Raw genomic sequence first — 21,743 nt, forward strand, 5'->3', positions numbered from 1 at the left:
GACGTTTCATGAGGTGCACCAACGGCACTCGCGGCAGGATGGTTCCGCCTACATGCGGATCAGGACGACGCCGGCGACCAGCAGCGCGGCACCGGCGATGCGGACAGCGCTCACGGGATGAACGGGAACGCCGAGCACGCCGAAATGGTTGAACGCGACGGATCCGAGCATCTGGCCGGCGATCAACAGCGCGAAGAACGTCGCCGCGCCGAGCCGCGGCACGAGGAAGATTGCAAGACCGATGAAGATGGCGCCGAACACTCCGCCGCTCCATGCGAACCAGGGAATGCGGGCCGCGGTCGCCGCCGACGGGAGGGGATCGCGCATCAAGAGCGCCAGCGCCGCCATGCAGAGCACGCCGAGGAAGTAGCTCATGAAGCCGGACCACGCCGGCGAATTGAGCGCGGTGCGCAGGTTCGCATTGAGGGCCTGTTGCACGACGAGGCTGATCCCCGCCGCCACGGCGAGGAGCATCGGAAGTGCCAGTTTCACCATGGCTTGTTCGTCTCCTGTGCAGCTTTCGATACGAGGTGAGGGAGCGTTGTATATCCCACCCACCGTATTTGCGGATGCCGTTGTACGCGAAAGATCTCTCGTGCCCCGGACGCAGCGCAGCGCTCCCGGCGATGCGAAGCATCGTCCGATGCGGTGCGCTGCAGAGCCGGGGCCCATATCGCGGCGGTGGGGTCCGCTCTGCGCAGCAGCGTTGCACGCTGCAGCGCGTCCGGGACACGAGAGCTGTGCACGATCACTTAACCAAGTCCCGCAACCTGAAAACCGATGCGGCGGCTGGTCGCACTGCTGCTGGCTTGATTCCGGCTCTCCCATCTTTATCTGTGAACCGAACAAGAATCCGGGCCCCTCTGGCGAGGACGCCGACGAATGTCGGCAAACCTCGTGATGTCGGATGACCTGTCCCGCGCGAATGCGATGGATCGGCCGATCGTCGGGCCTTCTCAAGTTCCTTCCGACCCATCGTCCCCATCGCAGCTCCGCGCGGCCATTTCGCAAGATTGAGGAGCAACGATGTCTGACGCCGCTTCAAATCCCATCGAAATCGAGATCACCGAGCCGTCCAACCTGAACGAGCAGGCCGCGGTCGCGCTGGTCATTGCCGGCGCGCTGGTCGCGGTGGCTGATCGGCGCGTCTCGCCGGTCGAGCGCGACGAGGTGATCCGCTTCATCCGGGACCGCGGCTTGGCGCCGCATATCGATGACGAACGGCTGTTTTCGACGTTCGACGAACTGGCGGAACGATTGGAGGAGCCGGATTTTGCCAATGTCGTGATCGACACGTTGCGGCCGGTTTCGAACATGCCGCTGTCGTCGCATCTGATGGAGCTGTCGGAGCGCGTTGCGGCCGCCGACGAGGACGTGCATCCGCATGAGGTGCAGGCGATCAAGCTATTGCGCCTGCTGACCCTGGTGCTGCCGCGCGCAAAACCGGTTGGCCCAGGCGCGGCGAGCGCCGCCAAACAGGAGTGAACATGAGGGCACCGGACGAGTCGACGACAGGGAACGAGGGCACCACCGGCCAACTGGCCGGCGGTGACCCGCGCCTCGACAAGCTCGTCGATCGCCTGCCGCCGCGCATGGGCGACACGGTCACCTATCTGCTCAAGCCGTCGAGCCGCTGGGTCAGGATTCCCTCGGGGGCGCTGCTCGTCGTCGGTGGCGTGCTGTCATTCCTGCCGGTGCTCGGCGTCTGGATGCTGCCGCTCGGCCTCGCATTGCTCGCCGAAGACGTGCCCGCGCTGCGCTCCTCGCGCGCAAAGGTCCTGGATTGGGTCGAGCGGAAGAAGCCGCAATGGCTCGATCCGTCCGCATCGAAAAATGATCAATCATGACTGTATCCATCACTGCAGATGCGCTGACCGCGCTGCTTCAGGTCGTCCTGATCGATCTCGTGCTCGCCGGCGACAATGCCGTGGTCATTGGCCTTGCCGCCGCCGGCCTGCCGGCCGGGCAGCGCCGGCGTGCCATCGTCGTCGGCATCGTCGCTGCAACCGCCTTGCGCATCGTCTTTGCCGGCATCGCGACCCAGCTCCTCCAGGTGATCGGGCTCTTGCTCGCCGGCGGCGTGCTGCTGCTCTGGGTGTGTTGGAAGATGTGGCGCGAGCTGCGCGAGCAGTCCGCGCATGCGAGCCAGCTCGCGTTCAGCCATGGCGGCGGCGCGGGCGCTGCACCGGTGCAGCGGAAGACCTTCGGACAGGCGGCGTTGCAGATCGTGGTGGCCGACGTCTCCATGTCGCTCGACAACGTGCTCGCCGTTGCCGGCGCCGCGCGCGAGCATCCCTACATCCTGGCCTTCGGTCTGCTGCTGTCGGTCGCGATGATGGGCGTTGCCGCCGATCTGCTCGGTCGCGTGCTTCAGAAGCAGCGCTGGATCGCCTATGTCGGCCTCGCCATCATCGTTTACGTCGCCTTCGAGATGATCTATCGCGGCTCGCTCGAGCTCGCGCCTGTGATCGCGAGTCTCTAAGCCGACGCGTCCTGTTTGCAATCCCGGAGTGATCAATGACGTCCGAATCCAAAGCACCTTCCGCGGCGCCGCGGCCGCAGATCGGCCCGTTCGCCCAACTGATCTTCGGCTCGCGCTGGCTGCAGGTGCCGCTCTATGTCGGCCTCATCATCGCGCAGGGCGTCTACGTGCTGCTGTTCCTGAAAGAGCTCTGGCACCTCGTCGTGCATTCGTTCGACGCCAGCGAGCAGCAGATCATGCTGGTCGTGCTCGGGCTGATCGACGTCGTCATGATCTCGAACCTCCTGGTGATGGTGATCGTGGGCGGCTATGAGACCTTCGTCTCGCGTCTGAACCTGAACGGCCATCCCGACGAGCCGGAATGGCTGAGCCACGTCAATGCCAGCGTGCTCAAGATCAAGCTCGCGATGGCGATCATCGGCATCTCCTCGATCTCGCTGCTGCGGACCTTCATCGAGGCCGGCAATCTCGGCACCACGCGCAGCAATTTCACCGAGGGCGGGGTGATGTGGCAGGTCTTGATCCACCTGACCTTCATCATCTCTGCGATCGGCATCGCCTGGGTCGACCGCCTCAGCGAGACCGGGCACCGCAAGGAGGCCCGTCACGGCTGAGCGCCCGGGCGCTAAAACGTCTGCGGATAGGCCATATTCTCTCGCCGCTCGCGCTCGCCCAATTCGCGCACCATGTCCTGAAGAAACGACTCGGTGTAGGCGGGGAGCGTCCGCTCGGCGCGGACATAGATGCCGAGGTCCGACCACACCGGGCTCCCGGCATTGTCGAGCGGCAGGAAGACGAGCTGGCTGTCGCGCGACAGCCGGCCAATGCCGAGCTGGGTCTGGAAGGCGACGCCGACGCCGCGCGCGGCGAGCTCGCGCATCAGGTCGATCGAGTTGGCCTGGATCGCAGGCTCCGGCGTCTCTGGGAGCTGTGCGATCAGCGGCTGGAGCAGATGATAGATCGACAGCTCCGGCAGCGCGTGGATGACGGGGAAGGCGAGGCATTGCGCCAGCGTGACCGTCTTGCGGCGCGCCAGCGGATGCTCGCGGCCGACCAGTGCGCCGAGGCGAAAGCGCTTCAAGGCGACCTGGCGCAGGTCCGGCGGATGCTTGAATGCGATGGCGATGCCGATGTCGGCCTCGCCGCGGCTGAGCGCCTCAAGCACGTCCGACGATCCCTTCACCTCGAGGCTGAAGCTGACGCGGCGGGCGCGGCCGCGATGCGAGGCGATCAGGTCCGGCAGCACGGATTCCGTCAGAGACTCGATGCAGGCGATGCTGATGGTGCCATGCCAGGTGCCGGACAGGGAGGCGACGTCCGAGCGGAAGCGGTCAAGGTCCTGGAGCACGTTCATGACATGCCGGGCCAGCATCTCGCCGACCGTCGTCAGCGTCAGGCCGCGCGCATTGCGCTCGAACAAGGGCGATCCAACCTCCTGCTCCAGCTTGAGAATTTGGCGGCTCACGGCCGAGGAGGCAACGTTCAAGACGCGCGCCGCGGCGCGAATCGAGCCGGTGCGGCGGACGGCGTGGAAATACTGGATGGACGGTGAGTGAAAGCGCATGGGACCCCCGGCCGAACTATAGCCGCTGCCGAAACGGCATCAACATGTACGAAATTCTCTGCTTTTCGAGAACGCTGCTCGTCCCTAGGTTCGCCGCCGGCTTGGACGGAGCCGGGTGGGGACCGCCAGGCCTTTGCGCAACCACGCGCCAGGGGATTTGGAGTGAACGAGAACATCGCTTGCGAGCTGGAGCACGGGCAGCACACGCGTCTGGTCGACCGCCGGCGGGCGGCCGCTTATGTCGGCGTGACTGCCGGGCGGTTCGAGCAATTGGTGCGCGACAACGTCGTGCCGCCGCCGGTCATGGTGGACAACAAGCGGCGCTGGCCGATCGCCTTGCTCGATGTCGCGAGAGAAGCCGTCGTCAGCAGCATGCCGTGCCTGCCGCCCGTCATGGCCGACGCCGCGCCGGAGGTGCGCCCCTGCGAGCGCGATCCGGCGCCGCCTTCGCACGAATTGCCCGATCAGGCCTGGTTCGAGCAGCGCGCACGCTTCGTGCAGCGCGTGCGCCGCTCACTGCTCTCGGGCAACGAGATCCGCCTGCTGCGCGAGTTCAAGCTGCTCAAGCAGAGCCAGATCAGCATGTTCGGCTATTACGGCAGCTTCGAAGCGCTGATGGTGCGCGGCTACATCGTCGAGATCGAGCGCAAGCCGCCGTCGAGCCGGCCGCTGGTGACCTATCGCCTGACCGAGCGCGGCGAGCAGGTGGTATCGGCGCTGAAGGACGAGCCGTTGATCTGAGCGGCCTCGTAACCGAACCCGGCCGATGCCGGAAGGCCGGTGCGGCCGATCTAGCTCACGACTTCCGCGAACGCGCGATGTCGCTCCTGAGCGCTTCCAACTTCTTGTGCACGGCGCGCGCGGCGTTGCGCTCGGTCTTGCGGTAGCGCGCGACGAGCTTTTCGGCCAATCCTGAGCCCGCCTGATCCGGTCAGGCGGGCTCTTTTTTGAGATCGATAAAATTGTCTGCAATTCCGTCAGCGGCGGCAAACCCTGCAGACAAGAACGCCGCTGCCTTAAACCAGAGCTTTGGAACCGGCCTGCATCCTGCCCGCAAAAGGGCAGGGCATCATCATGACACTTCTCAAGGAGATCGTCGCGGCGGTCGCGGGAGTCTACGCGCTCCTGTTCGTCTGCGACGCATTGTTCGGGGTCGGCGAGACGCGCTTCGACGACAATTATTACAGCGCCAGCTTCTACGCGCCGAGGCCGAAGGAGTTTCGGTTTGCAAGCGACACGCCGCCGGCGGTGCGCGTGAGCGAAGCGTTCGCACAGTTTGCGCCGAGCGAGGCAAAGCTGGCCAAGCGTTACTCGTCACTGACGACGATCATCCGCTGACGCCTCACTGGCCCTGGATCCACTCCGCCAGCCCGCGCCACAGCGTGTCGCGGTGATCGGGACGGAAAGAAGCCGAAATGGCCGATGCCCTTGGCACCGGCGTGCGCGGCAGGAACAGGGTGCCGGCCAGCGCATAGCCGTCGGCCGCCGGGAAGCTGATCGCGTCGATGACGACGTCATCCAGTGCCGCGTCCATGGGCGGAGGGTGTCTTGCCGGTTGTCTTGCCGGTTATCTTGCCGGTGTCGTCGCGTCCCCTAGCAAATGCGAATTCGGCTTTACCCGCAAGGGTTTGCAATGCGAAACGGATTTACAACTGGCGATGTCGTGCCAGCCTGTGTATAAGGCGGCCCTCGCAACCCATAGATCAGGTTGCACTTTTTGCTTCACGGAGAGATTGCGATGTCCGAGCGGTGGACGCCCGAGTCCTGGCGCAGCAAGCCGGTGCTACAGGTGCCCGAATATCCCGACGCCAAGGCCCTGGCCGACGTCGAGGCGCAGCTTGCGACCTTTCCGCCGCTGGTGTTCGCCGGCGAGGCGCGCAATCTCAAGAAAGCGCTGGCCCGGGTCGCTGCCGGCGAGGCCTTCCTGCTCCAGGGCGGCGACTGCGCCGAGAGCTTTGCCGAGCACGGCGCCAACAACATCCGCGACTTCTTCCGCGTGCTGCTGCAGATGGCGGTGGTGCTGACCTATGCCGGCGCCGTACCCGTGGTGAAGGTCGGCCGCATCGCCGGCCAGTTCGCCAAGCCGCGCTCGTCGCCGACCGAGAAGCTGAACGGCGTCGAGCTGCCGAGCTATCGCGGCGACATCGTCAACGACATCGCCTTCACCAAGGAAGCCCGCGTGCCGGACCCGCAGCGGCAGCTGATGGCCTACCGCCAGTCGGCCGCGACGCTGAACCTGCTCCGCGCCTTCGCCACCGGCGGCTTCGCCAATCTCGGCAGCGTGCATCAATGGATGCTCGGCTTTCTGAAGGATTCACCGCAGTCCCGCCGCTACAAGGAATTGGCCGACCGCATCTCGGATGCGCTCAATTTCATGCGCGCCTGCGGCCTCGACCTCGAGAGCCATCCCGAGCTGCGCGCCACCGATTTCTACACCAGCCATGAGGCGCTGCTGCTCGGCTACGAGCAGGCCATGACCCGGGTCGATTCCACCACCGGGGACTGGTATGCGACCTCCGGCCACATGATCTGGATCGGCGACCGCACCCGCCAGCTCGATCACGGTCATGTCGAATATTTCCGCGGCATCAAGAACCCGATCGGCCTGAAGTGCGGTCCTTCGCTCAAGCCCGACGAGCTGCTCAAGCTGATCGACGTGCTCAACCCCGACAACGAGCCGGGCCGGCTGACGCTGATCGGCCGCTTCGGCTCCGACAAGATCGGCGAGCACCTGCCGAACATGATCCGCGCCGTGCAGCGCGAGGGCAAAGTGGTGGTCTGGTCATGCGATCCCATGCACGGCAACACCATCACGTCCACCACCGGCTACAAGACGCGGCCGTTCGACCGGATCCTGTCGGAGGTGAAATCGTTCTTCGCGATCCATGCCGCCGAAGGCACCTATGCCGGCGGCGTGCATCTGGAGATGACCGGCAAGGACGTCACCGAATGCCTCGGCGGCGCCCGCGCGATCACGGACGAGGATCTCAACGACCGCTACCACACGGTCTGCGATCCCCGCCTCAATGCCGAGCAATCTATCGATATGGCTTTCCTGGTCGCCGAGCTGCTCAAGCAGGAGCGCGCCGGCAAGGTCAAGCCGATGCCGGCCGCAGCGGGGCTCTAACACCTTGCTGCGGATCTGGAAGGCCACGATCAATTCACGCAACGGTCTGGCCTTTGCTTTCCACTCGGAGCAGGCCGTCCGCGAGGAGATCTTTGCACTCCTGCTGTCGCTGCCGCTGGCCTGGCTCGTCGCCGCGACCGCGATGCGTGCGGTCGAGCTGGTCTGCTCGGTCGCGTTCGTGCTGGTGGTCGAGCTGCTCAACACCGCGATCGAGAAGCTCGCCGACCGCCTCACCATGGATCACGACAAGCAGATCGGGCGGGTCAAGGACATGGGCTCAGCCGCAGTCGGCGTCGCGCTGCTGATGGCCGGCGCGTTCTGGATCATCGCCATCGTCGAGCGTCTGGGGTTCCTCTAAAGCGCGGAGAATATCCATTGCGCATCGGCGTCCGAGGTTCCTTCACCTCTCCCGAACGGGGAGCGGTCGATTTGCGTCTCGCGACAGCGAGCGTCCCATGACCGAACGTCTCAACGCATTCGCGATCACGCTCGCCCAGCTCAATCCGGCCATGGGCGATATCGAGGGCAACGCCGCCAAGGCACGGGCGGCGCGCGCGCAGGCCAAAGCCGACGGTGCCGATCTCGTGCTGTTTCCGGAATTGTTTATCGCCGGCTATCCGCCGGAAGATCTGGTGCAGAAGCTGGCGTTCCAGGCCGCCTGCCGCACCGCGATCGAAGCGCTGGCGCGCGAGACCGCCGATGGCGGCCCCGCGATGCTGGTCGGCACGCCCTGGGTCGAGGACGGCAGGCTTCATAATGCCTGCGCGCTGCTCGACGGCGGCCGCATCGCCGCGCTTCGCTTCAAATGCAACCTGCCCAATTACGGCGTGTTCGACGAGAAGCGGCTGTTTTCGCGAGGGCCCGCGGCTGGCCCTGTGACCGTGCGCGGCGTCCGCATTGGTGTGCCGATCTGCGAGGACATCTGGCTGGAGGAGTCCGAGGATTACGAGAACGTGGTCGAGACGCTGGCCGAGACTGGCGCCGAGATCATCCTGGTGCCGAACGGCTCGCCTTACGCCCGCGGCAAGAACGACGTGCGCCTGTCGGTGGCGGTGGCGCGCGTCACCGAGAGCGGCCTGCCGCTGGTCTATCTCAACCAGGTTGGCGGCCAGGACGAGCTGGTGTTTGACGGCGCGTCCTTCGCGCTCAACGGCGATCTCTCGCTCGCCGCGCAACTGCCGGCGTTCGAGGAGAGCATGACCACGCTGCGCTTCGCGCGTAACGGGGACGACTGGCGTTGCACCGGTCCGATTGCGGCGCAGCTCGAAGGCGACCGCGCCGACTACGCTGCCTGCGTGCTCGGTCTGCGCGACTATGTCAGCAAGAATGGCTTTCCCGGCGTGCTGCTCGGGATTTCCGGCGGCATCGATTCCGCCCTCTGCGCCGCGATCGCGGTCGACGCGCTCGGCGCCGATCAGGTGCATGGCGTGATGCTGCCGTATCGCTACACGGCAGCGCACTCGATTGCCGACGCCGGCGAGCTCGCGGGCCATCTCGGCATCCGTTACGAAGTGCTTCCGATCGCCGAAGCCGTGACCGGCTTCGAGACGATCCTGTCCGGCCTCTTCAAGAACCTGCCGCCAGATATCACCGAGGAAAATCTCCAGGCTCGCACCCGCGGCACGCTCCTGATGGCGATTTCCAACAAGACCGGGCTGATGGTGGTGACGACCGGCAACAAGTCGGAGATGTCGGTCGGCTATGCCACGCTTTATGGCGACATGAACGGCGGGTTCAATCCCATCAAGGACATCTACAAGACGCAGGTGTTTCGGCTTGCGAGCCTGCGCAACGGCTGGAGACCGGATGGCGCGCTCGGGCCGGCGGGCGAGGTCATCCCGCCCGACATCATCACGCGTCCTCCGACGGCGGAGCTGCGCGAGAACCAGACGGACCAGGACTCGCTGCCGCCTTACGACGTGCTCGATGCCGTGCTGGAACGGCTGGTCGAGCGCGAGGAGCCGCTCGATCAGATCATCGCTGCCGGATTCGACCGCGAGATCGTCACCCGCATCGACCATCTGCTCAACGTCGCCGAATACAAGCGCCGCCAGGCCGCACCCGGCGTGAAGGTGACGGCGAGGAATTTCGGCCGCGACCGCCGCTATCCCATCACGAACCGCTTTCGCGACAAAGGCGAGAAGCTGCCCGCGCCCGACGAGACGCTGGTCTCGCGCGGCAGCAAGGCGTCGATCGACGCGTTCGAGGGGTAGGAGACACCGCGGCACGTGGGCCAACGCTGTCGCCTACAATACGCCGTCATCATCCGCGAAAGCGGATGATCCAGGACTCCGCGGCGGACATTGCGAAAACCAATTCCCGCCGCAGAGTACTGGATGCCCCTGCCTTCGCGGGGCATGACAGCCGAGCGGGGTGCAGCTCGCGTACTGCTACGACGGGGTTGCGAAGAATAGCACCCGAAGCAAGTGGGTGTATTCGGATTCGAGAACCATGATGGTCACAAACACCAGCACCGCGATCGGTGGCAGCAGAATGGCATAGGTGAGGGCCAGCCGCTCCCAGGCCATGTGCATGAAGACGGCGACGATCAGGCCCGCCTTCAACATCATGAACAGCAGGATCAGCGTCCACCTCAGATAGCCATGCAGGCCAAAGTAGTCGACGAGGTAGGAGCCCGTGCTGAGGACGAACAACCAGCCCCAGACGACCAGGTAGAGCTTGATCGGGTGCTGCTGCCCCTTGGCGTGCACGGCTGCTGTTGCGGCTGCGCCGTGGGCCGGAGCGTGGAGTTGACCTTCCATGTGTACCGCCGCGTTTGTCATGCGCCGACCTCACCAAAGATAGAACAATGCAAAGATGAACACCCACACGAGATCGACGAAATGCCAGTACAGGCCCATAATCTCGACGATTTCGTAATAGCCCTTGCGGCTCGTGAAGAAGCCGCGCCTCTCGAGATCGAAGTCGCCGCGCAAGACCTTCCGCGCAATGGCGATCAGGAAGATCACGCCGATCGTCACGTGGGTGCCGTGGAAGCCGGTGATCATGAAGAAGCTTGCACCAAACTGCGGTGCACCCCATGGATTGCCCCAAGGCCGGACGCCCTCCATGATCAGCTTGGTCCATTCGAAGGCCTGCATTCCGACGAAGGTTGCGCCGAACGCCGCCGTGACCAGCATCAAGGCCGCGGTTCTGACCCGATCGCGGCGGTAGCCGAAATTGACGGCCATCGCCATCGTGCCGCTGCTGCTGATCAGGATGAAGGTCATGATGGCGATCAGGATCAGGGGGATGTGGTTGCCGCCGATATTGAGGGCGAAGACTTCGCTGGGATTCGGCCACGGCACGGTCGTCGACATGCGTGCCGTCATGTAGGAGAGCAGGAAGCAACTGAAGATGAAGGTGTCGCTGAGGAGGAAGATCCACATCATGGCCTTGCCCCAGGACACGTTTTTGAAAGCGCGCTGATCGGATGCCCAATCGGCGGCGATACCGCGCCAGCCTTCAAGCCGCGCAGGCGATTGGCTCGAATGTGTCAGTACGGTCTCAGCCATCTGCTTTCGCCTCCCTAGCTCAGCAATTGGCGACAGATGTTGACGAAATCGTCGGTCCAGCCCGTGAGAAGCCCGAGCAGGACAAGCCAGACCAGCAGCAGGAAATGCCAGTAGATGGCGCACAGCTCCACGCTCAATCGCATCTCGGCGATCTCGGCACCACGCCACACCTTGGCCGAGGTTCGCCCGAGCGCCACCAGGCCACCGGCCAGATGCAACCCGTGCACCGCGGTCAACAGATAGAAGAAGGAATTCGCCGGATTGGACACCACGAAATATCCGGCAGCCCCGAGCCGTTGCCAGGCCAGGAGCTGTCCGGCGAGGAAGATCACGGCAGATGCTCCGCCGGCGAGCAGGCCGATCTTGACGTTCTCGGTGTCGTCTCGCCCGGCAGCCACGTACGACCATTGCAGCGCGATGCTGCTCAGAACCAGGACGCCCGTGTTGACCCACAGCAGCCGCGGGACCGGCAGCGGCCGCCAGTCCACCACGGTCATGCGCATCGAGTAGGCGCTGATGAAGAGGACGAATAGTGCGCTCGCGACGGCGAGGAACACGCCAAGTCCGACCTTCGCTGCCGGCCAGGACATGCTATCGCCGCCGGGGAAGTCACCGACCGGGCCTTCCTCCAGCCAAGGCTTGGCCGTCAGCCGCTGCTGCGAGAGCCACCATCCGGCGATCATCGCAAGCACAGCCAGGAACAGGATGATGGCGCTCACGAAGCAGCTCCCTGAACGAGCTGCGTCGCGCGTGGCGGCTGGTTCTGTGGAATGAAATCCTCCGCGGCGCCGGGCACACTGTAGTCATAGGCCCAGCGGTACACGATCGGGAGCTCCTTGCCCCAATTGCCGTGCCCGGGGGGCGTCTCCGGCGTCTGCCACTCCAGCGTCGTCGCCCGCCACGGATTGCCGCCTGCGGCCTCACCTTTGAACAGGCTCCAGGCAAGATTGAACAGGAACACCATCTGGCTGAAGCCGACGGTCAACGCCACCACGGAGATGAAAGCATTCAGTGAATGGGCCGAAGGCGGAATGAACGCGGCGTCGCCGAGTTCGAAATATCGGCGCGGAACCCCGAGCAGTCCAAGATAGTGCATGGGGAAGAAGATCAGGTAGGCGCCGAGGAAGGTGACCCAGAAGTGAAACTTGCCCAGAACCTCATTCAGCATCCGCCCCGTGACCTTGGGGTACCAATGATAGATCGCGCCCAGCACGACCATGATCGGCGCCACGCCCATGACCATGTGGAAGTGGGCGACCACGAACATGGTATCCGAGAGCGGCACGTCCACGACGACGTTGCCGAGGAAGAGGCCGGTGAGGCCGCCGTTCACGAAGGTGATGATGAAGCCGAGGGCGAACAGCATCGGCACGGTCAGATGAATGTCGCCGCGCCACAGGGTCAGCACCCAGTTGTAGACCTTGATCGCGGTAGGGATGGCGATGATGAGCGTCGTGGTCGCGAAGAAGTACCCGAATTGCGGGAACATGCCGCTCACATACATGTGGTGCGCCCATACGATGAAGCTGAGCGCGCCGATGGCCACGATCGCCCAGACCATCATGCGGTAACCAAAGATGTTCTTGCGCGCATGCGTGCTGATCAGATCGGAGACGATGCCGAAGGCGGGCAGGGCGACGATGTAAACCTCGGGATGGCCGAAGAACCAGAATAGGTGTTGGAAGAGCAGCGGGCTGCCGCCGCCATATTTCGACAGTTGTCCCATCTCGACGAGGGAGGGCATGAAGAAGCTGGTGCCCAGGAGACGGTCGAGCAGCAGCATGACCGAGGCAACGAAGAGCGCAGGGAATGCCAGCAATGCCATGACCGTCGCCGTGAAAATGCCCCACACCGTCAGGGGCAGGCGCATCAACGTCATGCCGCGGGTGCGCGCCTGGAGCACCGTGACCACGTAGTTCAACCCGCCCATGGTGAAGCCGATGATGAACAGGATCAGGGACGACATCATGAGAATGATGCCCCAATCCTGCCCCGGCGTTCCGGAGAGGATTGCTTGCGGCGGGTACAGCGTCCAGCCGGCGCCGGTGGGGCCGCCAGGCACGAAGAATGTCGAGGCCAGCACCAGGACCGCGAGCAGGTAGACCCAGTAGCTCAGCATGTTCACATAGGGGAAGACCATGTCGCGGGCGCCGACCATCAGCGGGATCAGGTAGTTGCCGAAGCCGCCCAGGAACAATGCGGTGAGCAGATAGATCACCATGATCATGCCGTGCATGGTGATGAACTGGAGGTACTGGTTGGCATCGATGAAAGAGAAGGTGCCGGGGAATCCCAGTTGCAGCCGCATCAGCCACGACAGCACCAGGGCCACCAGCCCGATGGCCGTGGCCGTCAGCGAATACTGAATGGCGATCACCTTGGCGTCCTGCGAGAAGACATACCGTGTCCACCAGCTCCGCGGATGATAGAGCTCGACATCAGGTACTTCGGCAGGCGGGATGCCTGCGATCCCTTCATATGGAATATCGACCATAGAAACCTCCTCGGTCGTTTCCATCGGGGGTGAGGCGTCGGCCTCGTGCACCCGATCTATCTTCGCGGCGGCAGCTTGCTACTTGCCGCCGGATTGGTACGTCGCCTTCACGACGGCTTTTGCCGGCGACAATTCGGCGAACGTCTTTTGTTGCTCCAGCCAAGCGTGATATTCGCGCTCTTCGTCGACGATGACCTTGGCGCGCATCTGATAATGAGCAGCGCCACAAAGCTCCGCACACAGAACGTCGAACGTTCCAGTTCGGATCGGCGTTATCCAGAAATAGGTCACCATGCCAGGAACCATGTCCATCTTGGCGCGGAATTCGGGCACGTAGAAATCGTGCAGGACGTCAACCGAGCGGAGGAGAACCTTGACCGGCTTTCCCATTTGAAGGTGCAGGTCGCCGTTCTCGATCACGACGTCATCCTGCGCGTGTGGATCGTCACGATTGAGCCCCATCGGATTATCGGAAGCGATGTTGCGGACATCGGATGTGCCCAGCCGTCCATCCTTGCCCGGAAGGCGGAAGCTCCATTGCCATTGCTGGCCCATGACCTCGACCTCGATGGCATCCGCAGGCACCGTCACGAACTGGTGCCAGACCACGAGCCCGGGCGCCAGCATGGCTGCGACTCCGACGCCGGTCCCGACGCTCAGCCACCATTCGAGCTTTTTGTTTTCCGGATTGTAGTCAGCCCGTCTTCCGTCCTTGTGGTGAAAGCGAAAGATGCAATAGGCCATGAAGGCGATGACCGCGACGAAAACGAAGCCGGTGATCCAGAACGTGATGTTGATGGTGTGGTCGATATAGGCCCAGTTCGTGGCGATCGGCGTCCACCACCACGGGCTGTAGAGGTGAAACAGCACCGAGCCGATCGCGACCAGAAGCAGTATCAGTGCGACAGCCATCCTGATCCATCCTCGCCATCGAAGGCTACGGATACGAATCCAGGGCGGAGCTCATGTCTGTCGCGATGGCTGGCCTTTTTAAGTCGGCATCTATGCCATCGCCGGCCTCTTGCCTCGCCCATTCCTCCGGTCGCGAAATCAAGAGAACGCTCGCGACCATCAACACTAAGGGCGTCCATGTCTAAAATGATACCAGCCTAATCCGGCGTCAATAGAGCAATGTAGGTGACCCGACGTGGTGCTGGAGGCGCATGCTGGGTCTGGGTAACGCAACGCACAAATCCGTGCCGGTGCACAATTCACCCAACCGTGAGTGCAGCCGCGCTCCGCGCGCGCTAAGCTTGCGAGGCAGGTCGCGACGGGTTCCGTCCGGCCAGGCTCTTTTCGCGGAACCTGGGTTGCCGTACCCGACCCCTCGCGTTTCCTGCTCGTCAGGCGGACACGCGTGGCTGAAAAGCGCGTGTGATCGAAAACCGCGATTTTCAGGACGGGAGGGTCCGTTCATGGCCATTCTGTACTCCCACGACATCAGGCGGCACGTCTTCGGCGAAGCGGCCTCCTATCCCATTCGCAAGATCAGCTGGTCGGACCTGACCGAGGCCCTGCGCCTGGGTTGGGAGGATTTCCAGGTGATGCCGAGCCACGCGATCGTGGTGTGCGTGATTTATCCCGTTCTCGGTCTCGTCCTGTTCAGGATGGTCCTCGGCTATTCGGTGCTGCCGCTGCTGTTTCCGCTGGCCGCCGGCTTTGCCTTGATCGGCCCATTTGCCGCCATCGGTCTCTACGAACTCAGTCGCCGTCGCGAGCGTGGCGAGGAGGTCGATGCATGGGATGCGATCAAGGTGCTGCGCGCACCGTCGTTCGGTGCGATGGTCGAACTCGGCGTGCTCCTGCTGGTCCTGTTCGGAGCCTGGATCGGTGTCGCGAACGCAATTTATGTCACGATCTTCGGTCACGCGGCGGCCGCAAGCATTCCCGACTTCGCAACGCGCGTGCTGACGACGCCGGAAGGCTGGTGGCTCATCATCGTCGGTTGCGGTGTCGGCTTCCTGTTTGCGGTTGTGGCCTTGTGCGTCAGCGTCGTGTCGTTTCCGTTGATGCTCGACCGGCATGCGACTGCGATCGACGCGATCCGCACGTCGCTGCGGGCGGTGGGGGCGAATCCGGTTGCGATGGCCGGATGGGGCCTCATCGTCGCGGCACTGCTCGTGATCGGCTCGCTGCCGTTCTTCGTCGGTCTCGCTGTCGTCCTGCCGGTGCTCGGTCACGCCACCTGGCACCTCTATCGGCGGGTGGTCGAGCCGAATCCAAATCCACCGGACGCGCTGCCGCCGCGCCCGAGGGGAAAGCGCTACGCAGCGGACTTCCCGGCCAATCTCTTCCCGTGGAGCCGCGAGGGTGAGTAGTAACCGCGAAGGCGGCCGCCTTCGCAGGGCATGACGGATGAGGGCCTATTTCTGCTGTTGCGGCAGGAAGGCCGGGCCGACCGAGCGGATCGGCTTGTTCTCTGAACTCGGAGTAGCCGCGGCGGTGTCCGCCGGCGGCGCAGGCGCAGTGGCCGTCGCCGGCGCGGGCGCCGCGCCCTTCTTGGCGTTGGCAGGCTGCGGCGCGCCCTTGTTCAGCCGCTGCTGCTGCATCTTCTTGGCGCTCTCCTCGGTGACGATGATGTCACCCTGCTGCTCCGCGGCGGCCTTGTCGTCGGCCGATTTCAGCGCGTCGGCCCAGGTCTGGCCCGCGGCTTTGCAGGAGCAGGACGGGTTGAACTCGCTGCGGAATTTGAACGCGGTCGGCAGCGCCGTGTAGGGCTGGCCGGCGGTGGACACGGCCGAGTTCATGTCCTCGCCGGGATTGCGATGGGTGTAGAGCACAGCTTCCGCGGCCGGGCACAGCGCCTTGCAGGTCTTCTCGTCGTCGGCGAAGCGTGCCGGCACGGTGGCGAATGAGATCGGGAAATAGGCGCCGTCGCAGGTGCGCACGCACACGGTGCGATAGGTGCCCGACTGCGGGCCGAGATCGGCCGGCGGCACGCCTTGCGGATTGTTGGGATTGTTGTTGCCGCCGAACAGATTGCTCAGGAAGTTGCCGCCGCCCTGCGACTGCGCGGCATTGGCGTATTGCGGGCCGCAATTGTTCTGCGCCAACGCTGCCAGCACCGAGCGGCGCTGATTGTCGCGCTCCGGGTTGAAGCCGCCGGGGCCGCCCGCGCGCAGGCGTTCGAGATTTCCGGTGATCTGGTCCAGATTGGCGCGCATCTGCTGGATCTGGGTGTTGACCGGACCGCATTGCGCCGACTGGCCGTTGAACAGCGAGAAGAAACCCGAGGAATCGCAGCCCATGCGCTTGGCCTGCATCGTGACGCGGTCGAGCTCGGCCTGCTGCTTGGCCTGTGAATCCTGGTAGCGGCGGATCTGCTCTTCGCGCGCGGGGTCGCCATCACCGCCGCCGCGATCGAGCGCGGCGAGCTGGCCTTCCAGGCGCGAGCACATCGGATTCGGCCCGAGTCCGTTTTGGCCGGGCTGCGGTGGCGGACCGGGCGGGCCAGCCTGCGCGAAAGCGCCGTTGGCGAGCACGACAGTGCCGAGGAGCACGGTGCAGGCAAGGAGGGAGCGGGCACGGGAGAGAGACAGAAATTCAGGCATATCCGCCATTCTAGCGAGGTCACGGCCCGATGTGACATTCCACGTGAGTTTGGAGGGCCAAAGCGCGCCCTCCCATAGCCGCTTCCGGCGGCATCGTCACGTCGTTTCAAGGGCCAAGGATCGGACCTAAGGTACGCCAGCTCCGAGCGAATTCAGCGCTGACAGGTGATTGCGACATATTCGTCGCAATGGCCATGGGAGCAGTTTGCGCCGGTTTTGGGGACAGAGCCGGTAATTTCGTCGGGATCGACCCGGCGATAGCTCGAGGCCTGGGCAAAATCCCGTGACTGGCAATAGGTCCGCGCGACCTGTGCGCCGCATTTGTCGCCCTTGGCCAGGCACTGGTCGATGCCGTAGCCGTCCGCCTGGTTGGCGATGATGAAGACGCGGGTCTCAGCCAAAGCGCTGGATGGCGCAAGGATGGAGGCGCAGGAAATGAGCGCAAATATCGATCGCATGAAAATACCGGGGCTTTAGGGAACCGCCAGCTTCTGAATAGTCTCAAAAGGTTAAGGATGACGAACCGTCAAGGCGGGAGGCCGCGCTTTGCGGAAATAAAGCGGCATCTTCGCGGCTCCCTTGACGCAGGGCGGCCTCATGGCCCATATGTTCCCGCATGAACGGTCTCCTCGCCATTTGCGCCATTTGCCGCGAGATTACGAGCTAGCGATTCGCTGGCTGGAGCCGTCTTTTCTCAAAAGCATTGAGAGCCTTGGACGCCCGGCCGCGCAACGGTCCGGTTCTCGCATTCGTATGGTCTCGCGGCAAATGGGTTTGCGAATGCGAGAACCGGACCGTTGCCAAGAAATAAAGGTTTTGTGCCGCCTGCGATTTGAAGTTCCTGGTCGAGCTTGCTGCTATCGCTGCAGGAACTTCAAATCGCATTCGGCACCACGACGGGTATCCCTATGGAATTGCGCCTTTACGATACGCTGACGAAGGAAAAGCGCACCTTCGTGCCGCTCGATGCGAAGAACGTCCGCATGTATGTCTGCGGACCGACCGTCTACGACTTCGCCCATATCGGCAATGCGCGGCCGGTGATCGTGTTCGACGTGCTGTTTCGGCTGCTGCGCCATCTCTACGGCGAGGCGCACGTCAAATATGTCCGCAACATCACCGACGTCGACGACAAGATCAACGATCGCGCCGCGCGCGACTTCCCCGGCCTGCCGCTGAACGAGGCGATCCGCAAGGTCACCGAGCAGACGGGCAAGCAGTTTCACGCCGACGTCGATGCGCTCGGTGCGCTCAGGCCGAGCGTCGAGCCGCGCGCGACCGAGCATATCGGCGAGATGCGCGAGATCATCGAGAGATTGATCAAGGGCGGCTTTGCCTATGCCGCCGAGGACCACGTGCTGTTCTCGCCGCAGGCGATGAACGCGGCGAATGCCTCGTTGCCGCGCTATGGCGCGCTGTCGAAGCGCTCGCTCGACGAGATGATTGCCGGCGCCCGCGTCGACGTCGCGCCCTACAAGCGCGATGCCACCGATTTCGTGCTGTGGAAGCCGTCAAAGCCGGGTGAGCCGTCATGGCCGTCGCCGGCCGGCATCAAGGCCGAGGGGCGCCCGGGCTGGCACATCGAGTGCTCGGCCATGGCCTGGAAGCATCTCGGCGAGCATTTCGACATCCACGGCGGCGGTATCGATCTCGTGTTTCCGCATCACGAGAACGAGGTCGCGCAGACCTGCTGCGCCTTCCACCAGGAGCGCATGGCGAACTACTGGATGCACAACGGCTTCCTGCAGGTCGAGAGCGAGAAGATGTCGAAGAGCCTCGGCAACTTCATCACGATCCACGAGCTGCTCCAGGACTGGCCGGGTGAGGTGTTGCGCCTCAACATGCTGAAGACGCATTATCGCTCGCCGATCGACTGGACCATGAAGTCGCTGGAGGAGAGCGCCAGGACGCTCGACGATTGGTATCGCGTCGCGGCCGACGTTACACCCGGCAAGCCGGCGGCATCCGCGGTCGAGCCGCTGCTCGACGACCTCAACACGCCGCTCGCGATTGCAGCCCTGCACGGCTTGCGCGGTGATGCCGCTGCATTGGCGGGATCGCTGCGGCTGCTCGGCTTCCTCTCCGAAAGCGCCGCGCAATGGGAAGGCCGCAAGCAGCGGGCGAGCGGCGTCGATGCCGTGGAGGTCGAGCGCCTGATCGCGGAGCGGACGGCGGCGCGCGGTCGGAAGGACTTCAAAGAGTCGGACCGCATCCGCGATCTGCTGGCCGCGATGGGCGTTGCGATCAAGGACTCCAAGGACGGCACGACCTGGGAGATTGCGCGATGAAGCGGCCCGACACGCCTTTCCCGCGGCACTGGCTGTATTACATCGCCCTGAAGATCCTGCTGCTCGGCGCCGCGGTGGCGATTGCGCTGAAACTCTATGGGATGTGGTGAACACGATGGCACAAGCACACCCAAAGCCCGGGTTGCGGCCGTTCCTACCGGAGGACGTGCCGGTGCTCGCCGCGATCTTCACGGCCAGCATCGAGGAGCTGACCGGCGACGACTATAGCGAGGCGCAGCAGCAGGCCTGGATGGAGGCGGCGGAGGACGAGCAGTTCGGCAAGCACCTCGCCTCCGATTTGACCCTGATCGCGACGCTGGAAGGCTCGCCGGTCGGCTTCGCCTCGCTGCGCGGCACCGATCACATCCGTATGCTCTACGTGCATCCGGCCGTCAGCGGGCAAGGCATCGCGACCATGCTGGTCGATGCGCTGGAGAAGCTCGCCGGCAGCCGCGGCGCGACGGCTCTGACCGTCGACGCCAGCGACACCGCGCAAAACTTCTTCGCCAAGCGCGGCTACACCGCCCAGCGGCGCAATAGCGTCACCGTCAATGACGAGTGGCTCGCCAACACCACCATGAAGAAGACGCTCGGAGCGCCGCAATGAGCAAAGAGCGCCTCTATCTTTTTGACACCACGCTGCGCGACGGCGCGCAGACCAACGGCGTCGATTTCACGCTGACCGACAAGCAGATCATCGCGACGATGCTCGATGATCTCGGCATCGACTATGTCGAGGGCGGCTATCCCGGCGCCAATCCGCTCGACAGCGAGTTCTTCGCCACGCGGCCCAAGCTCGATCATGCGCGCTTCACCGCCTTCGGCATGACGCGGCGGGCAGGGCGCTCGGTCTCCAACGATCCCGGCGTCGCCGGGCTGCTCGAGGCGAAAGCCGATGCGATCTGCTTCGTGGCAAAATCCTCCGCCTACCAGGTGCGCGTCGCGCTGGAAACGACGAAAGAGGAAAACCTCGCCTCGATCCGCGACAGTGTCGCGGCGGCGAAGGCGGCGGGCCGCGAAGTCATGCTCGACTGCGAGCATTTCTTCGACGGCTACAAGGAAGATGCCAGTTTTGCCCTTGCCTGCGCCAAGGCCGCTTATGAGGCCGGCGCGCGCTGGGTGGTCTTGTGCGACACCAATGGCGGCACCATGCCGAACGAGGTCGAGGCCATCGTCACCGAGGTGACCAAGCACATCCCCGGCGGCCATGTCGGCATCCACGCCCATAACGACACCGAGCAGGCGGTGGCGAATTCGCTCGCGGCGGTGCGCGCCGGCGCGCGGCAGATCCAGGGCACCTTGAATGGTCTCGGCGAGCGCTGCGGCAACGCCAATCTCTGCTCGCTGATCCCGACGCTGAAATTGAAGAAGGAGTTTGCGGACGCCTTCGAGATCGGCGTCACCGCAGAGAAGCTCGCGACCCTCGTGAAGGTATCGCGCACGCTCGACGACATGCTCAACCGCGTGCCGAACCGGCATGCCGCTTATGTCGGCGAGAGCGCCTTCGTCACCAAGACCGGCATCCACGCCTCCGCCGTGCTGAAGGACCCGCAGACCTATGAGCATGTGTTGCCCGAGACGGTCGGCAATCACCGCAAGGTGCTGGTATCCGATCAGGCCGGCCGCTCCAACGTCATCGCCGAGCTCGACCGCGCCGGCATCGCTTACGAGAAGAGCGATCCGAAGCTGACGCGTCTCGTCGAGGAATTGAAGGAGCGCGAAGCGACGGGCTATGCCTACGAATCCGCCAATGCCTCGTTCGAGCTGCTGGCGCGCCGGACGCTCGGCAAGGTGCCGCATTATTTCGAGGTCGAGCAGTTCGACGTCAATGTCGAGCAGCGCTACAATTCGCATGGCGAGCGCGTCACCGTGGCGCTCGCGGTGGTCAAGGTCGACGTCGCCGGCGAGCATCTGATCTCGGCGGCCGAAGGCAACGGTCCCGTCAACGCGCTCGACGTGGCACTGCGCAAGGATCTCGGCAAGTACCAGAGATACATCGAGGGCCTGAAGCTGATCGATTACCGCGTGCGTATCCTCAATGGCGGCACCGGCGCGGTCACACGCGTGCTGATCGAGAGCGAGGACGAGAACGGCGACCGCTGGACTACGGTCGGAGTGTCCCCGAACATCATCGACGCCTCGTTCCAGGCGCTGATGGATTCGGTGATCTACAAGCTCGTGAAATCGGGCGCGCCGGCGTGAGACCCACAACGACTGTCATACCCCGCGAAAGCGGGGTATCCAGTACGCCGCGGCCTGTCGGTTCAATCGCTACCGTCTCGGAGTACTGGATCGCCCGGTCAAGCCGGGCGATGACAGCGGAGAGCGAGGAGAGGGCAGGGGCATGATCGACCACATCTCCGTCGGCGTCAGCGATCTCGATCGCTCAGCGGCATTCTACGAGGCGACACTCGGAATCCTTGGCCTCACGCGTCTCGTGACGCGGCCGCGGACGGTCGGCTTCGGCAAGGCCTATCCGGAGTTCTGGATCAATCTTCGCGAGGGCATGGCGCGCGTGCCGGCCGAGAGCGGCGTGCACATCTGCCTGCGGGCGAAGACGACGGCCGAGATCGACGCGTTTCACGCCGCCGCGCTGTCCGCAGGCGGCGCATCCGACGGCGCGCCGGGGCTGCGCCCGCATGACCGCGTCCGCTACTATGCAGCCTTCGTCTTTGATCCCGACGGCAACCGGATCGAAGCGGTGACGTTTCCGAGCGAGTAG

The 21,743-nt window shown here is 64.1% G+C and carries 24 protein-coding genes and 1 pseudogene; 14 read left to right on the forward strand and 11 right to left on the reverse strand.

The features are described from left to right. Positions 1-48 precede the first annotated feature (48 nt). A complete protein-coding gene (locus AC5V87_RS17125; protein ID WP_495371636.1) occupies positions 49-495 on the reverse strand; it encodes a DMT family transporter in 447 nt (148 codons plus the stop codon). A 531-nt stretch (positions 496-1,026) separates the two neighbouring features. Here AC5V87_RS17125 and AC5V87_RS17130 point away from each other — a divergent pair. From AC5V87_RS17130 to AC5V87_RS17145, 4 genes are read left to right on the forward strand one after another with little or no spacing between them, the layout of a single operon-like run. Further along, a complete protein-coding gene (locus tag AC5V87_RS17130) occupies positions 1,027-1,485 on the forward strand; it encodes a TerB family tellurite resistance protein (RefSeq protein ID WP_495371637.1) in 459 nt (152 codons plus the stop codon). Between the two features lie 2 nt (positions 1,486-1,487). After that, positions 1,488-1,847, forward strand: a complete 360-nt coding sequence (locus tag AC5V87_RS17135; protein WP_495371638.1) for a hypothetical protein — start codon at positions 1,488-1,490, stop codon at positions 1,845-1,847. Beyond that, positions 1,844-2,482 carry a TerC family protein gene (locus AC5V87_RS17140; protein WP_495371639.1) on the forward strand — a complete coding sequence of 213 codons (639 nt, stop codon included), beginning with the start codon at positions 1,844-1,846 and terminating at the stop codon, positions 2,480-2,482. The genes AC5V87_RS17135 and AC5V87_RS17140 overlap by 4 nt, the downstream gene beginning before the upstream one ends. A 35-nt stretch (positions 2,483-2,517) precedes the next feature. Next, on the forward strand, positions 2,518-3,096 hold the full coding sequence (locus tag AC5V87_RS17145; RefSeq protein WP_495371640.1) for a TIGR00645 family protein: 579 nt from the start codon (positions 2,518-2,520) through the stop codon (positions 3,094-3,096). An 11-nt stretch (positions 3,097-3,107) separates the two neighbouring features. Here the strand turns inward: AC5V87_RS17145 and AC5V87_RS17150 are convergent, their stop codons facing one another. Then, positions 3,108-4,046 carry a LysR family transcriptional regulator gene (locus tag AC5V87_RS17150; RefSeq protein WP_456839068.1) on the reverse strand — a complete coding sequence of 313 codons (939 nt, stop codon included), beginning with the start codon at positions 4,044-4,046 and terminating at the stop codon, positions 3,108-3,110. Positions 4,047-4,208: 162 nt separating this feature from the next. Between AC5V87_RS17150 and AC5V87_RS17155 the strand changes: the two genes are divergently transcribed. Continuing rightward, entirely contained in the window at positions 4,209-4,787 is a 579-nt protein-coding gene (locus AC5V87_RS17155) for a hypothetical protein (RefSeq protein ID WP_495371641.1), read from the forward strand. A gap of 55 nt (positions 4,788-4,842) precedes the next feature. Here AC5V87_RS17155 and AC5V87_RS17160 read toward each other — a convergent pair. Then, positions 4,843-4,950, reverse strand: a pseudogene (locus tag AC5V87_RS17160) (LysR family transcriptional regulator); the annotation flags it as partial. Positions 4,951-5,120: 170 nt separating this feature from the next. Between AC5V87_RS17160 and AC5V87_RS17165 the strand changes: the two are divergent. Then, the gene (locus tag AC5V87_RS17165; protein ID WP_495371642.1) at positions 5,121-5,384 is read left to right on the forward strand and encodes a hypothetical protein; all 264 of its coding nucleotides are present in this window, start codon (positions 5,121-5,123) and stop codon (positions 5,382-5,384) included. A 4-nt stretch (positions 5,385-5,388) separates the two neighbouring features. Here AC5V87_RS17165 and AC5V87_RS17170 read toward each other — a convergent pair whose 3' ends face one another. After that, positions 5,389-5,580 carry a hypothetical protein gene (locus AC5V87_RS17170; RefSeq protein ID WP_495371643.1) on the reverse strand — a complete coding sequence of 64 codons (192 nt, stop codon included), beginning with the start codon at positions 5,578-5,580 and terminating at the stop codon, positions 5,389-5,391. Positions 5,581-5,784: 204 nt separating this feature from the next. Between AC5V87_RS17170 and AC5V87_RS17175 the strand changes: the two genes are divergently transcribed. From AC5V87_RS17175 to AC5V87_RS17185, 3 genes are all read left to right on the forward strand, one after another. Then, the gene (locus AC5V87_RS17175; protein ID WP_495371644.1) at positions 5,785-7,173 is read left to right on the forward strand and encodes a class II 3-deoxy-7-phosphoheptulonate synthase; all 1,389 of its coding nucleotides are present in this window, start codon (positions 5,785-5,787) and stop codon (positions 7,171-7,173) included. 4 nt (positions 7,174-7,177) lie between these two features. After that, positions 7,178-7,531, forward strand: a complete 354-nt coding sequence (locus AC5V87_RS17180; protein WP_456839063.1) for a diacylglycerol kinase — start codon at positions 7,178-7,180, stop codon at positions 7,529-7,531. Between the two features lie 97 nt (positions 7,532-7,628). Next, positions 7,629-9,386, forward strand: coding sequence for an NAD+ synthase (locus AC5V87_RS17185; protein ID WP_495371645.1), 1,758 nt, complete (start codon positions 7,629-7,631; stop codon positions 9,384-9,386). A 177-nt stretch (positions 9,387-9,563) separates the two neighbouring features. Here the strand turns inward: AC5V87_RS17185 and AC5V87_RS17190 are convergent, their stop codons facing one another. From AC5V87_RS17190 to AC5V87_RS17210, 5 genes are all read right to left on the reverse strand, one after another. Beyond that, positions 9,564-9,956, reverse strand: coding sequence for a cytochrome C oxidase subunit IV family protein (locus AC5V87_RS17190; protein ID WP_456839062.1), 393 nt, complete (start codon positions 9,954-9,956; stop codon positions 9,564-9,566). Positions 9,957-9,965: 9 nt separating this feature from the next. Next, complete coding sequence (locus AC5V87_RS17195; protein WP_456839061.1) at positions 9,966-10,688, reverse strand: heme-copper oxidase subunit III family protein; 723 nt, start codon at positions 10,686-10,688, stop codon at positions 9,966-9,968. A 14-nt stretch (positions 10,689-10,702) separates the two neighbouring features. Further along, positions 10,703-11,407, reverse strand: coding sequence for a cytochrome c oxidase subunit 3 (locus tag AC5V87_RS17200; protein WP_456839060.1), 705 nt, complete (start codon positions 11,405-11,407; stop codon positions 10,703-10,705). Next, positions 11,404-13,182, reverse strand: coding sequence for a cbb3-type cytochrome c oxidase subunit I (locus tag AC5V87_RS17205; protein ID WP_456839059.1), 1,779 nt, complete (start codon positions 13,180-13,182; stop codon positions 11,404-11,406). Before AC5V87_RS17205 ends, AC5V87_RS17200 begins: the two co-directional genes overlap by 4 nt. Before the next feature lie 78 nt (positions 13,183-13,260). Further along, positions 13,261-14,094 carry a cytochrome c oxidase subunit II gene (locus AC5V87_RS17210; protein ID WP_495371646.1) on the reverse strand — a complete coding sequence of 278 codons (834 nt, stop codon included), beginning with the start codon at positions 14,092-14,094 and terminating at the stop codon, positions 13,261-13,263. Between the two features lie 503 nt (positions 14,095-14,597). On the opposite strand from AC5V87_RS17210, the gene AC5V87_RS17215 reads away from it, so the two are divergent. Next, positions 14,598-15,500: a DUF2189 domain-containing protein gene (locus AC5V87_RS17215; protein WP_495371647.1), complete on the forward strand. Its 903-nt coding sequence runs from the start codon at positions 14,598-14,600 to the stop codon at positions 15,498-15,500. 45 nt (positions 15,501-15,545) lie between these two features. On the opposite strand, the gene AC5V87_RS17220 is transcribed toward AC5V87_RS17215, so the two are convergent. Both AC5V87_RS17220 and AC5V87_RS17225 read right to left on the reverse strand, forming a co-directional pair. After that, positions 15,546-16,742, reverse strand: coding sequence for a DUF2865 domain-containing protein (locus AC5V87_RS17220; RefSeq protein ID WP_495371648.1), 1,197 nt, complete (start codon positions 16,740-16,742; stop codon positions 15,546-15,548). 143 nt (positions 16,743-16,885) lie between these two features. Continuing rightward, the gene (locus AC5V87_RS17225; RefSeq protein ID WP_456839055.1) at positions 16,886-17,191 is read right to left on the reverse strand and encodes a hypothetical protein; all 306 of its coding nucleotides are present in this window, start codon (positions 17,189-17,191) and stop codon (positions 16,886-16,888) included. Between the two features lie 450 nt (positions 17,192-17,641). Here AC5V87_RS17225 and cysS point away from each other — a divergent pair, with 450 nt between their 5' ends. From cysS to AC5V87_RS17245, 4 genes are all read left to right on the forward strand, one after another. Next, entirely contained in the window at positions 17,642-19,021 is a 1,380-nt protein-coding gene (gene cysS / locus AC5V87_RS17230) for a cysteine--tRNA ligase (protein ID WP_456839054.1), read from the forward strand. Between the two features lie 115 nt (positions 19,022-19,136). Beyond that, on the forward strand, positions 19,137-19,628 hold the full coding sequence (locus AC5V87_RS17235) for a GNAT family N-acetyltransferase (protein ID WP_495371649.1): 492 nt from the start codon (positions 19,137-19,139) through the stop codon (positions 19,626-19,628). Further along, a complete protein-coding gene (cimA, locus tag AC5V87_RS17240) occupies positions 19,625-21,223 on the forward strand; it encodes a citramalate synthase (RefSeq protein WP_495371650.1) in 1,599 nt (532 codons plus the stop codon). The genes AC5V87_RS17235 and cimA overlap by 4 nt, the downstream gene beginning before the upstream one ends. Before the next feature lie 142 nt (positions 21,224-21,365). After that, positions 21,366-21,743, forward strand: coding sequence for a VOC family protein (locus tag AC5V87_RS17245; RefSeq protein ID WP_495371651.1), 378 nt, complete (start codon positions 21,366-21,368; stop codon positions 21,741-21,743).

It is taken from the genome of Bradyrhizobium sp. SOJA106 (assembly GCF_059448745.1).